The sequence below is a fragment of the Pseudomonas sp. BS3767 genome (assembly GCF_900099665.1).
GTDB classification, from domain to species: Bacteria; Pseudomonadota; Gammaproteobacteria; order Pseudomonadales; family Pseudomonadaceae; genus Aquipseudomonas; species Aquipseudomonas cerasi.
On sequence record NZ_FNCX01000008.1, the window covers coordinates 151,123 to 164,496 of the forward strand.

The 13,374-nt window shown below is 60.2% G+C and carries 11 protein-coding genes; 1 reads left to right on the top strand and 10 read right to left on the bottom strand.

Annotated features, from left to right (window positions below):
- The first annotated feature begins 13 nt into the window (after positions 1–13).
- Positions 14–1,036 carry an RHS repeat-associated core domain-containing protein gene (locus BLR16_RS21300; RefSeq protein ID WP_074807291.1) on the top strand — a complete coding sequence of 341 codons (1,023 nt, stop codon included), beginning with the start codon at positions 14–16 and terminating at the stop codon, positions 1,034–1,036.
- Between the two features lie 55 nt (positions 1,037–1,091).
- Here BLR16_RS21300 and fdhA read toward each other — a convergent pair whose 3' ends face one another.
- The 10 genes from fdhA to BLR16_RS21350 form a co-directional block, all read right to left on the bottom strand.
- Complete coding sequence (fdhA, locus tag BLR16_RS21305; RefSeq protein ID WP_003432558.1) at positions 1,092–2,291, bottom strand: formaldehyde dehydrogenase, glutathione-independent; 1,200 nt, start codon at positions 2,289–2,291, stop codon at positions 1,092–1,094.
- Positions 2,292–2,340: 49 nt separating this feature from the next.
- A complete protein-coding gene (gene purU, locus BLR16_RS21310; RefSeq protein WP_003432560.1) occupies positions 2,341–3,198 on the bottom strand; it encodes a formyltetrahydrofolate deformylase in 858 nt (285 codons plus the stop codon).
- A 175-nt stretch (positions 3,199–3,373) separates the two neighbouring features.
- Positions 3,374–4,006, bottom strand: a complete 633-nt coding sequence (locus BLR16_RS21315) for a sarcosine oxidase subunit gamma (protein ID WP_074807294.1) — start codon at positions 4,004–4,006, stop codon at positions 3,374–3,376.
- A gap of 50 nt (positions 4,007–4,056) precedes the next feature.
- Entirely contained in the window at positions 4,057–7,077 is a 3,021-nt protein-coding gene (locus BLR16_RS21320) for a sarcosine oxidase subunit alpha (protein ID WP_074807298.1), read from the bottom strand.
- The gene (locus BLR16_RS21325; protein WP_003372476.1) at positions 7,074–7,370 is read right to left on the bottom strand and encodes a sarcosine oxidase subunit delta; all 297 of its coding nucleotides are present in this window, start codon (positions 7,368–7,370) and stop codon (positions 7,074–7,076) included. Before BLR16_RS21325 ends, BLR16_RS21320 begins: the two co-directional genes overlap by 4 nt.
- Before the next feature lie 15 nt (positions 7,371–7,385).
- Positions 7,386–8,636: a sarcosine oxidase subunit beta family protein gene (locus BLR16_RS21330; RefSeq protein ID WP_003411874.1), complete on the bottom strand. Its 1,251-nt coding sequence runs from the start codon at positions 8,634–8,636 to the stop codon at positions 7,386–7,388.
- 17 nt (positions 8,637–8,653) lie between these two features.
- Positions 8,654–9,907, bottom strand: coding sequence for a serine hydroxymethyltransferase (gene glyA, locus BLR16_RS21335; protein ID WP_003432565.1), 1,254 nt, complete (start codon positions 9,905–9,907; stop codon positions 8,654–8,656).
- 255 nt (positions 9,908–10,162) lie between these two features.
- The gene (gene choV / locus BLR16_RS21340) at positions 10,163–11,341 is read right to left on the bottom strand and encodes a choline ABC transporter ATP-binding protein (protein WP_003372468.1); all 1,179 of its coding nucleotides are present in this window, start codon (positions 11,339–11,341) and stop codon (positions 10,163–10,165) included.
- Positions 11,338–12,186, bottom strand: coding sequence for a choline ABC transporter permease subunit (gene choW / locus BLR16_RS21345; RefSeq protein WP_170846044.1), 849 nt, complete (start codon positions 12,184–12,186; stop codon positions 11,338–11,340). Before choW ends, choV begins: the two co-directional genes overlap by 4 nt.
- A 64-nt stretch (positions 12,187–12,250) precedes the next feature.
- A complete protein-coding gene (locus tag BLR16_RS21350; protein ID WP_003432571.1) occupies positions 12,251–13,198 on the bottom strand; it encodes a choline ABC transporter substrate-binding protein in 948 nt (315 codons plus the stop codon).
- Positions 13,199–13,374: the final 176 nt, after the last annotated feature.

The window sequence follows — 13,374 nt, forward strand, 5'->3', positions numbered from 1 at the left end:
AAGGAGTGAAACCATGGCTTCGTCCGGGCAATCCGCGCTCTGTGTCTACCGCTACGATCCATTGGATCGCCTGGCCGATTGCGCGCCTGCGGGGCAGAGCAGCACTCGCCTTTTTTATCAGAAGACACATCTGGCTACGCAGGTTCAGGGGCAGGTCCAGCACACGCTTATGCGCACGGATGAGCATGTGCTTGCTTGCCTGAGTACAGAAAATAATCAGCGCGACGGCGCGTTGTTGGCGACGGATCAACAGCAGTCAGTGATTGCCGCTCAGGGGTTGGAGTTTGCCTACACGCCTTACGGACATCGTCATCCTTCAGGGCCCGCGAGCCTGCCGGGCTTTACCGGCCAGCGAGTTGACCCGGTGACGGGGCACTATTTGCTGGGGAATGGGTATCGGACGTTTAACCCGGTGTTGATGAGGTTCAACAGCCCGGACAGTCTGAGCCCGTTTGGTGAGGGTGGGGTGAATGCGTATGGGTATTGTGGGGGGGATCCGGTTAACTGGGTTGACTGGACAGGAAACATACGCGCTTTGTTTACGGGGCTGTTAACGGCATTTAAAGTAATGAAGCCTTCTCGGCGTTTATCATCGGGCAACGTTACGGGTGCTTCTTGGCGGCCTCTTTCTGATGAAATAAACTCAGGACTAAGTGCGAGTGCGCCACAGTCAAGTCGCTCTGCAGCGGTGCGACAAGTCGAGTCACTGAGTGTGTCTGCAAAAAAATTGAATAAACAAGCAGGTCTTGACTCTAGAGAAGCTGCAAAAGAGTTTGAGGCCAATGATAAGCTTTATCGTGAGTATATCAACAAGGCTAAAAAGCTGAAAAATGATACGCGAGTTGGATTAAGTTTGTATGATGAGGATGATGTCGTTTATGAATATACACATGTTCAACGCTACATAAGAGAGCAGCGAAAACTGGCTAAGCCTATTCAGGACCTGTCGACACCACCCTCTTACAAACTCGCTCTTGAAATTGTTGATGATGACGCGTTGAGTTTGATAATTAAGCAGATTCGAGGGGCTAAATGACCCGCTTCGAATCTGCTAACGTAAGTAGCCAAGAAGCCGACGTTACGGTTGATGCTTACGCTGCACCAAACAACCCATGCGGATCAATCACAAACTTCTTCGGCACGCCCGAATCAAACTCGCCATAACCCCGCGGAGCCTCATCCAGACTGATCACCTCGACACCCACTATGTCGGCGATCTTGATGCGGTCCCACATGATCGCCTGCATCAGCTGGCGGTTGTATTTCATGACCGGGGTCTGGCCGGTGTGGAAGCTGTGTGATTTGGCCCAGCCCAGGCCGAAGCGAATGCTCAGGCTGCCCATTTTTGCGGCGGCGTCCACGGCTCCCGGGTCTTCGGTGACGTACAGGCCGGGGATGCCGATCTTGCCTGCGACGCGCACCACGCCCATCAACGAGTTGAGAACGGTGGCGGGTGCTTCGGCCTGAGCGCCAGCATGGCCGTGACCGCGTGCTTCGAAGCCTACGGCGTCGATGGCGCAATCCACTTCAGGCTCGCCGAGCAGGGCAGCGATCTGCTCGTGCAAAGGGGTGTCCTGGGACAGGTCGGCAATTTCGAAGCCCTGAGCCTTGGCATGAACCAGACGCGTCGGGTTGACGTCGCCGACGATCACCACGGCAGCGCCCAGCAAGCGTGCTGACGCCGCCGCAGCCAGGCCGACCGGGCCGGCGCCTGCAACATAAACCGTACTGCCAGGGCCAACCCCGGCAGTCACTGCGCCGTGGTAGCCGGTGGGCAGGATGTCGGACAGGCAGGTCAGGTCGCGGATTTTCTCCATCGCCGCGTCGCGGTCCGGGAGTTTGAGCAGGTTGAAGTCCGCGTAAGGCACCAGCACGTATTCAGCCTGGCCACCAACCCAGTCGCCCATGTCGACATAACCATAGGCACCACCGGGACGCGCCGGGTTGACCGTCAGGCAGACGCCGGTGTTCTGTTCCTTACAACTGCGGCAGCGGCCGCACGCCACGTTGAATGGCACAGAAACCAGATCACCGACTTTCAGATGCTCCACGTCGCGACCGGCTTCCAGCACCTCTCCGGTGATTTCATGACCGAGCACCAGCCCGGTCTGCGCCGTGGTACGGCCGCGTACCATGTGCTGGTCCGAGCCGCAGATATTGGTGGAGACCACGCGCAGGATCACGCCGTGTTCGATGCGCTTGCCGCGTGGGTCTTCCATTTTCGGGAAAGGAATTGATTGCACTTCGACCTTGCCAGCGCCGAGATACACTACACCGCGATTACCAGACATACATGTCACCTCGCTTTTATTGTGGTGGAGCAGAGAGAAGCCGTTGCAGCTATAAAACCACCGTCCTGTTGGCGTTGAGAAACACCCGCCGTTCGATGTGATAACCGACCGCACGGGCCAGTGTCAGTCCTTCGATGTCCCGACCCTTGGCGATCAGGTCTTCGGGATAGTGGCTGTGATCGACCACTTCCACGCCCTGGGCAATGATCGGACCTTCGTCCAGATCGTTGTTGATGTAATGCGCCGTGGCTCCGACCAGTTTTACCCCCTTGTTGTAAGCCTGATGGTAGGGCTTGGCACCTTTGAAACCGGGCAGCAACGAGTGGTGGATATTGATCGCCTTGCCGTCCAGCTTGCGACACAGGTCCGGAGACAGGACCTGCATGTAGCGGGCAAGAATCACCAGTTCTGCACCAGACTCTTCAATGACCTGCCAGACTTTGGCTTCCTGCGCGGGCTTGTCGTTCGGGTCCAGTGGGAAATGGTAGTACGGAATGCCGTGCCAGCCAGCCAATGGCTCAAGATCAGGGTGATTGGACACCACCGCGACCACGTCCATGGACAGTTGATTGATACGCTGGCGGTAGAGCAGGTCATTGAGGCAGTGATCGGCTTTCGAGACCATGATCACTACTTTTGGCCGGTAGTTGGGCGCCGTGAGTTCGAAGATCATGCCGAACGTTTCACCGCGCGCGCTCAGCCCGGCCCTGAACGCCTGCTCGTCGAAAGCCTCGGGCTGACGAAATTCCACACGGATGAAGAAGCGTCCCGAGAGACGGTCATCGAAGGAGTGATGTTCTGTGACGTAGCAACCCTGCTCGAACAGAAAGCGCGTCACTGCGTCTACCGTACCCAGCATGCTGGGGCAGTCGGCGGTCAAAATCCATGTGTCGGGCGCGCGGCTCATTGAATCAATGCTCCAGAGTATTTGTTATCCGCAAATATGACTGACAGTGCCAGCCTGTAGGCTTGGGCAGGACGCTGAGCGTCCGGAACTGCGTTCCCACGCGGAGCGTGGGAACGATAATCCAAGAGTCTTCATTGAGACCGACGCTACGGTTTCAGCCCCGGTTCCCGGCGCTTCACGTCTGAATGCTCAGCCCGTACTCGGCACTCGCATCCTGCAACCACAGCCACCAGTAATCCGAGAAGCTGCGGCGGACCAGCAGCTCCCAGGTGTCTTCACCGGTCCGGCGGATCACCAGTTGCGACTTGGCGAACACGGTGCCGACTGCCTTGCCCACCGGGAAGTTGTCCGGGTGCACGTCGTAGCTGGTGGACTTCATCAGTACCTGGCGCACCTTCGGCCCGCTCAGTTCGAGAATCGATTGCCCGCCGCTGACATTGACGATGGCGATGTGTTGCCCGCTCAGTTCGTCACGCAACTTCTGTTCTGCCGCGAACTCGTCGCCGCTCGGCACGATCAGCAGCCACTCATCCGGGCCAAGCCATTGCAGCGAGCTTTCGCCACTGATGACCAGCATCAGTGCGGCGGGCAGCTCCATGCCCAGCGCCTTGTGTACGCCTGTGGCGAAGGCCGGATCGTGGGCATTGCCACGAATCGTCAGATGGCCCAGCAGCTTTTTCTCGCGCAGGAAAACCCCCGGGCTGGCGCGCCCCTTGCCAATCAGGCTGTCGAGGTTTGCGTGGAACAGCGGCGACTCGGCTTTGACGTCGGTGGTCGGGCGCTGCTGGTAAACGTTGGCTGTGCTCATGATTCACCTGCTTGAATTCTGTGTGCTGCGGATGATCGGCTCACCGTGGACTACTCGACGTTCTGCCGCTCGCCTTTCGGATCGAAGAACACCGAAGAAACGATCTCGGCTTCGATCACGCTGCCATCGGCCAGAGGCGCGAAGACCCGCTCTCCCATGCGCGCCAGACCGCCTTTGACCACGCCCATCGCGAACGAATAGCCCAGCGAGTTGTGCGCGTAACTGGAGGTCACGTGGCCGACCATGCTCATCGGGATCGTCTGTTTGGTGTCGAACACCAGTTGCGCACCTTCCGGCAACCATTTGGCAGGGTCCACCGGCTTGAGGCCGACCAGTTGCTTGCGCTGTTCACGCACGCAGTCTTCGCGATTCATGCCGCGCCAGCCGATCCAGGAGAACGGCTTGGTACGACCGACACACCAACCCATGTTCAGGTCGTCGGGCGTCATCGAGCCGTCGGTGTCCTGACCGACGATGATGAAACCCTTCTCTGCGCGCAGTACGTGCATGGTCTCGGTGCCGTAAGGCGTCAGGTTGTACTGCTTGCCTGCCTCGGCGATCTTTTCCAGAACGCCCATGGCGTAGTCGGCCTGAATGTTGACCTCGTAGGACAGCTCACCGGTAAACGAGATACGGAATACGCGAGCTGGCACACCGGCGACCAGACCTTCCTTCCAGGTCATGAACGGGAAGGCTTCACGGCCCAGATCGATATCGGTGACTTCGCTGAGCAGCTTGCGGCTGTTGGGGCCGGACAGCGTCAGAGTCGCCCAGTGATCGGTCACTGAGGTGAAATACACTTTCAGGTCCGGCCATTCGGTCTGCTGATAGATTTCCAGCCATTGCAGGACGCGCGCTGCGCCGCCCGTGGTGGTGGTCATCAGGAAGTGGTTGTCAGCGAGACAGGCAGTGACCCCGTCATCGAAGACCATGCCGTCTTCCTTGCACATCAGGCCGTAGCGCGCCTTGCCCACGTCCAGCTTGGTCCAGGCGTTGGTGTAGATGCGGTTGAGAAACTCGCGTGCATCCGGGCCTTGAATATCGATCTTGCCCAGCGTCGAAGCGTCCAGCAGGCCGACGCTGTCGCGCACCGCCTTGCATTCGCGAGCGACGGCTGCGGGCAGGTCTTCGCCGTTCTTCGGGAAGTACCACGGCCGTTTCCACTGGCCGACATCCTCGAACTCGGCACCGTTTTTGACATGCCAGGCGTGCAGCGCAGTGAAACGCACGGGTTCGAAGATGTGTTTGCAATGACGCCCGGCTATCGCGCCGAAGGTCACCGGCGTGTAGTTGGGGCGGAACATGGTGGTGCCCATTTCCGGGATCGACACGTTCAGCGAACGCGCGGCGATGGCCAGACCGTTGACGTTGCCCAGCTTGCCCTGATCGGTGCCGAAACCCAGCGCGGTGTAGCGCTTGACGTGCTCAACCGACTCGAACCCCTCGCGGGTCGCCAGTTCGATGGCCGCTGCGGTCACATCATTCTGCAGGTCGACGAATTGCTTGGGTGCCCGAGCGGTGCCTTTCTCATGCGGCACCTGAAACAGCGCCAGCGTCGGCTCTTCCGCACGGCTGAGGGCTTTGGGCATCACGCCTTCGACCACCTTGAAGCCCGCTTCACTGGCAGCGCGCACGCCGCCTTCGAAACCATCGGCCAGACTGTCAGCCAGACTGTAGACACCGTTGACGCCGCCTACGCAGATACGTTTCTGCGGTGCTTCGCCCGGCACGAAGCCGAGGATGTCCTCGCGCCAGACCGGCTTGCCGCCCAGGTGCGAGGCCAGGTGCACGATCGGGCTGTAACCGCCTGAGCTGGCAACCACGTCGCATTCAAGCCATTCGCCAGGGCTGGTCACGCTGTGCGTCTTGACGTCGATGGCGGCAACGCGGGCAGCCGTCACACGCTTGCTGCCACGGGCCTCGATGACCGCGCTGCCGGTCAGGATGCGAATGCCTTTGGCCCTCGCTTCTTCAACCAGCGGGCCGCGCGGGTTATGCCGTGCATCGGCAATCGCGACCATGTGCAGACTGGCGTCGATCCAGTCCAGAGCGACGCGATAGGCGTGATCGTTGTTGGTGGAAAGCACCAGTTTCTTGCCCGGCGCCACGCCATAACGACGAACGTAAGTCGATACGGCGCCGGCCAGCATGTTGCCGGGCACATCGTTGTTGCCGTAGACCAGCGGACGCTCGTGAGTACCGGCGGCCAGCACCACACGCTTGGCACGTACCCGGTGCATGCGCTGGCGAACCATGCCGATCGGCGCGCGATCACCCAGGTGGTCGGTAAGGCGCTCATGAATGGTCAGGAAGTTGTGATCGTGGTAACCATTGACCGTGGCACGCGGCAGCAGGGTGACGTTGGGCAGGCTTTTCAGCTCGGCGACGACTGTAGACACCCACTCGGCGGCGGGTTTGCCGTCGAGGCTTTCACGGCTGTCGAGCAGGCTGCCGCCGAACTCTTCCTGTTCATCGGCAATGATCACTCGGGCACCGCTGCGACCTGCTGCCAGCGCGGCAGCCAGACCAGCCGGGCCTGCGCCGACGATCAACACGTCGCAGTGCTGGTTCATCGCATCGTAGCTGTCCGGGTCGTTTTCGGTCGGCGAGCGACCCAGGCCTGCAGCCTTGCGGATGTACTTTTCGTAAGTCATCCAGAACGATTGCGGGTACATGAAGGTTTTGTAGTAGAAACCCGGCGGCATCAGTTTGCCGCCGACCTTGCCCAGAATGCCCATGACATCGGTATTCACGCTCGGCCAGCCGTTGGTGCTGGTCGCGACCAGTCCGGCATAGAGCGCCTGTTGCGTGGCACGCACGTTGGGGATCTGCGTCGCTTCGGTCGCGCCGATCTGCAGCACGGCATTGGGTTCTTCCGAACCCGCTGCGAAGATGCCGCGCGGGCGGGAGTATTTGAAGCTGCGGCCGATGATATCGACGCCGTTGGCCAGCAGGGCAGAGGCCAGCGAGTCGCCTTCAAAGCCCTGGTAGGTCTGGCCGTTGAAAGTAAAGTTGAGCACCTTGCTGCGGTTGATGCGGCCGCCGTTGGGCAGGCGATGGGTCTGGCTCATACCTTTTCTCCCTGATCCGTGAACTGCGGCCTGGTACCGATCGGATAGGTCTCGAGAATCTCGTAGGTCACGGTATTGCGCGTCATGTTGAAATACTGGCGGCAACCGGCGGCGTGTATCCACAGTTCGTGATGCAGGCCGCGCGGGTTATCGCGAAAGAACATGTAATCGCCCCATTGCTCATCGGTGCAGGCACCGGGGTCCAGCGGGCGCGGGATATGCGCCTGACCGGACGGGTGGAATTCCTCTTCGGAGCGCAGTTCGCCACAGTGAGGACAGAAGATATGCAGCATGGTCGGGTTCTCCTGTTAGTGGGCTACGGCTGCAGCGCCGTGTTCGTCGATGAGTGCGCCGTTGTGGAAACGGTCGATGGAGAACGGCTTGGCCAGCGGGTGCATCTCGCCCTTGGCCAGGCTGGCGGCAAATACGTTGCCCGAGCCCGGCGTAGCCTTGAAGCCGCCTGTGCCCCAGCCGCAGTTGAAGAACATGTTCGGCACCGGGGTCTTGGAAATGATCGGGCAGGCGTCCGGCGTGGTGTCGACGATGCCGCCCCATTGACGGTTCATGCGCACGCGGGACAGTACCGGGAACATCTCGACGATGGCCTGGATGGTGTGTTCGATCACCGGGTACGAGCCGCGCTGGCCGTAGCCGACCCAACTGTCGATGCCGGCACCGATCACCAGGTCGCCCTTGTCGGACTGGCTGATGTAGCCGTGTACCGCGTTGGACATGATGACGCTGTCGATAATCGGCTTGATCGGCTCGGAGACCAGTGCCTGCAACGGATGCGATTCGATGGGCAGACGGAAGCCTGCCAGCTTGGCCATGTGCCCGGAGTTGCCGGCGGTTACCACGCCGACCCGTTTGGCACCGATGAAACCCTTGTTGGTTTCCACTCCGATGCACACGCCGTTTTCCTTGCGAAAGCCGATGACTTCGGTCTGCTGAATCAGGTCAACGCCCAGCGCGTCGGCCGCACGGGCGAAGCCCCAGGCCACCGCATCGTGACGGGCGACGCCACCACGGCGCTGAACCGTTGCGCCAATGATCGGATAGCGGGTGTTTTTCGAGCAGTCCAGGTACGGGATTTCCTCGGCGACCTGCTGGCCGTTGAGCAATTCGCCGTCCACGCCGTTAAGCCGGTTGGCGCTGACGCGGCGCTCGGAGTCGCGCATGTCCTGCAGGGTGTGGCACAGGTTGTAGACGCCGCGCTGGGAGAACATGACGTTGTAGTTCAGGTCCTGGGACAGGCCTTCCCACAATTTCATCGCATGTTCATACAGGTGGGCAGACTCGTCCCACAGGTAATTGGAGCGCACGATGGTCGTGTTGCGAGCCGTGTTGCCGCCGCCCAGCCAGCCTTTCTCGACCACGGCCACGTTGGTGATGCCGTGCTCCTTGGCCAGATAGTAGGCCGTCGCCAGACCGTGCCCGCCGCCGCCGACAATGACCACGTCGTAGACCTTTTTCGGGGTCGGCGTGCGCCACATGCGCTGCCAGTTTTCATGGTGGCTGAGGGAATGCTTGAGAAGGCCGAAGCCTGAGTAATGCTGCATGTGAGGCTACTCCTGACTCAGCGATAAACCGGAAAATCGGCGCACAGGGCGGCGACCTGGCTGGCAACGTCAGCCTCGACATCGGCATCACCGAGGTTGTCGAGGATGTCGCAGATCCAGCCTGCCAGCTCGATGCACTGGGTCACCTTGAAGCCGCGCGTGGTCACGGCCGGTGTGCCGATGCGCAGGCCGGACGTCACGAACGGCGACTGCGGGTCGTTGGGCACCGAGTTCTTGTTGACGGTAATGTGCGCACGCCCCAGCGCCGCATCTGCGTCCTTGCCGGTCAGGCCCTGACGGATCAGGCTGACCAGAAACAGATGGTTGTCGGTGCCGCCGGAGACCACGTCGAAGCCCCGATCGATGAACACCTGCGCCATCGCTTGTGCGTTGTCGATGACCTGCTGTTGATAGGCCTTGAAGGCGGGCTCCATGGCTTCCTTGAAACATACCGCCTTGGCGGCAATGACGTGCATCAGCGGGCCGCCCTGGCCACCGGGGAAGACGGCGGAATTGAATTTCTTTTCCAGCTCCTCGTTGGCCCTGGCCAGGATCAGGCCGCCGCGTGGGCCGCGCAGGGTCTTGTGGGTCGTGGTGGTGACCACGTCTGCGTAGGGCAGCGGATTCGGATAAAGACCGGCGGCAACCAGACCGGCAACGTGCGCCATGTCGACGAACAGGTAGGCGCCCACCTTGTCGGCGATTGCGCGGAAGCGCGGGAAGTCCAGGGTCTTGGAGTAGGCCGAAAAGCCGGCAATGATCATTTTCGGCTGGCATTCGACGGCAATGCGCTCGACTTCGTCGTAATCGATCAGCCCGGTCGCGGTGTCGATGCCGTACTGCACGGCGTTATAGAGTTTGCCCGAGAAGCTGACCTTGGCGCCGTGGGTCAGGTGACCGCCGTGCGCCAGGCTCATGCCCAACACGGTATCGCCGGCCTGGAGCAGCGCCAGGTAGACCGCTGCGTTGGCCTGACTGCCGGAGTGCGGCTGAACGTTGGCGTAGTCGGCACCAAACAGTTGTTTGGCGCGTTCGATGGCCAGTTGCTCGACCTTGTCGACGTGCTCGCAACCGCCGTAGTAACGCTTGCCGGGATAGCCCTCTGCGTACTTGTTGGTCAGGCCGCTGCCCTGCGCCTGCATCACGCGTTTGCTGGTGTAGTTCTCCGAGGCGATCAGCTCGATATGGTCTTCCTGACGCTGCTCCTCGGCGTTCATCGCCGACAGCAGTGCATCGTCATAACCCTGAATCTGGTCTTGCTTGCTGAACATCGCGGATCTCCCAGCGGCGGCGCGGCGCCTGACTTGTCGTTCGGGCTGACAGAGCCCTCTGAGAGCGATGGTAGGGCCGGACCGAAGACGCCAAATGCCTATGGACGCCACACAAAGGTGCGTTTACGACATGGCGGCGGAGGGAGCAGAAATAGCGGAAGGGAGTTACCCGTGACAACGCTGCAGACGAAAAAAGCCCGCTCCCGGCTGGATGAGTCCAGCGCGGTTGAGCGGGCTTGTCGGTTTCAGGCCTTGTCAGCCGTGGTTTTTGCCCAGCAATGCGTGATACAGCTCGGTATCACCCAGAATGCCGACCACTTTATTGCCGTCCTGCAGGACCAGCTTGTTGCCGGTCTGGTAGCGGATCTGCAGCGCGTCGCGCATGCCAATGTTGGAATGCACAAGCGTAGGGCGTCGATCCAGGGTGGCGACGTCCTGACCGGGGGCCCAGTTCTGCAGATCGAGGGCCGTGGCACCTTGCCGCGCGCCTTTGATCACGTTGCCTTCGGCCAGATCGAGCCATGAGTCGCCGCTCGGGTCCAGGCACACCGAACCGTTGACGTGGGTGCACTCGTCGACGGTGCGCATCAGACTGCGACCGCACAGCACGTTCAATGGGTTGGTATGTGCAACGAAGGTGCGCACGTATTCGTCTGCCGGATTGAGCACAATCTGCTCTGGCACGCTGTATTGCACGAGGCGGCCGTCTTTCATGATGGCGATCCGGCTGCCGAGCTTCAGTGCTTCATCCAGATCGTGGCTGACGAACACAATGGTTTTGCTCAGCTTGGTTTGCAGGGCGAGCAGTTCGTCCTGCAACCCCTGGCGGATCAGCGGGTCGAGCGCCGAGAACGGCTCGTCCATCAGCAGGATGTCGGCATCCATCGCCAAGGCCCGCGCCAGGCCCACTCGCTGCTGCATGCCGCCGGACAGCTCGTCGGGCTTCTTGTTGCGCCACTGGGTCAGGCCCACCAGCTCGAGTTTTTCATCCACCAGCTTGCGCCGTTCCTTTTCGGGGCGACCCTGCATTTCGAGGCCAAAGCTGATGTTTTCGCGCACCGTGAGCCAGGGCATCAGGGCGAATTTCTGGAAGACCATGGCAATGCGCTTGGTGCGCATCATTTTCAGTTCGGCCGCGCTGCAGTTGGCGATGTTGATCTGTGAGCCTTCATGCTCGACGAACAGCGAGCCACGGCTGACGGTATTGAGACCGTTGATACAGCGCAACAGGCTGGATTTGCCGGAGCCCGACAGGCCCATCAGCACGCAGATTTCGCCCTTCTCGATATCCAGACTGGCGTTCTCGACGCCGACGATCTGTCCGGTTTTCTTGAGGATCTGGTCACGCGTGAGGCCTTCGTCGAGCAGCTTGAGGGCCTCACGCGGGTCCTTGGAGAAGATGACGTCTACCTTGTCGAATTTGATGATACTCATGCGTCGGACCCTACCTTGGCTTCGGGTTGTTTGCAGATGCGGTCGAGCATGATGGCCAGCAATACGATTGCCAGACCGGCTTCGAAACCGAGCGCGATGTCGGCTGTGTTCAGCGCGTTGACCACTGGCTTGCCCAGGCCGTCGGCGCCGACCAGGGCCGCGATGACCACCATCGACAATGACAGCATGATGCATTGGGTAATCCCGGCTGCAATGCTGGGCATCGCGTAGGGCAGTTCAATGCGTGTCAGCAACTGGCGGCGTGATGAGCCGAAGGCCTTGCCGGCATCCAGCAACTCCTGAGGTACATCACGGATACCCAGGTAAGTCAGGCGAATCGGCGCGGCAATGGCGAAAACCACTGTCGAGATCAGACCGGGTACCACGCCCAGACCGAACAGCGTGAGTGTCGGAATCAGATAGACGAAGGTGGGCACGGTCTGCATCAGGTCGAGCAACGGCCGGATGATGGTGTAGAACAGCGGTTTGTGCGCGGCAATGATGCCCAGCGGCACGCCGATGACGACACACACCAGTGTGGCGAAGAGCACCTGTGCCAGGGTTTCCATGGTCTCCTGCCAGTAATGCAGGTTGAGGATCAGCAGAAACGAAAGGATGACGAAAACCGTCAGGCCCCACTTGCGCTGGATGAAGTGCGCGAGGGCGGCGATAAGGCCGATCAGTACGAATGGATTGAACCAGGTCAGCGCGAAAGTGAACCCGTGGATCATCATTTCCAGTGTCGAGGCTATCGCGTCGAAGTAATCGGCGCCGTTGGCCGTCAACCAATCGACAAATGCGGCGATGTACTCGCCCAGAGGGATTTTATGGTCAGTCAGCATGATTTCGGGTGTCCGCTTGCGGAAGGTGAAGAGGGCAGCAGGCGGGTCAGCCCCGCCTGCTGTCGGCTTACTGGGTCAACTTGGCTTTGGCTGCCTCCAGGCCTGGCTTGCCATCGACGGTGGTCACGCCTGCGAGCCAGGTGTCGAGTACTTGCGGGTTTTTCTTGATCCACGCCTTGGCGGCGGCATCAGGCTTCATTTTGTCGTCCAGCACATTGCCCATCAGGCTGCTTTCCATGTCCAGCGTGAAGGACAGATTCTTGAGCAGCTGACCTACGTTGCTGCACTCCTGACTGTAGCCTTTGCGGGTGTTGGTGTAGATGGTCGCCTGGCCATAGTTGGGGCCGAAGAAGTCATCACCGCCGGTCAGATATTTCATCTTGAAGCGAGTGTTCATCGGATGCGGTTCCCAGCCGAGGAACACCACATCGTTCTTGCGTTTCACGGCGCGGTCGACCTGCGAAAGCATTGCGGCTTCGCTGGATTCAACAACCTTGAAGCCTGCATCTTTCAGGCCGAAGGCGTTCTTGTCGATCATGCTCTGGATCAGGCGATTGCCGTCGTTGCCAGGCTCGATCCCGTAGATCTTGCCGCCCAGTTCCTTCTTGAATTTGGCGATGTCGGCGAAGTCATGCAGGCCTTTGTTATAGAGCGCTTCCGGGACAGCCAGGGTGTACTTGGCGTTCTCCAGATTGGCACGCACGGTTTCGACGGTCCCTGCTTCGCGATAGGGCTTGATGTCGTTTTCCATGGTCGGCATCCAGTTGCCGAGGAACACGTCCATGTTCTTCCCGTCAGCCAGCGACTTGTAGGTCACCGGTACGGAAATCATGGTGGTCTTGGTCTTGTAACCCAGTGACTCGAGTACGGCGCTGGTTACCGCAGTAGTGACGGTAATGTCAGTCCAGCCTACGTCGGAGAAGTTGACCGTATGACAGGCCTCTGGCTCGGCTGCCTGAGCGAGCACCGGCATACAGAGCGTGGCGGCCAACAGCAACGATTTGGAACCTTTCATGGGTGGACTCCTGTGAGTTTCTTCTGGTCATCAGCAGGTGAACGCTGACGCGGCTTATGGGTTGGCGAGGCTTTTCGCGAAGCTCCATCACTGCGCCGGGCGATCGAGTCGGAACCGATCATGTAACAGGGAAAATCAAACGCCTACAGGGGGCGTCGTATCCAGTGCAGGAGGCG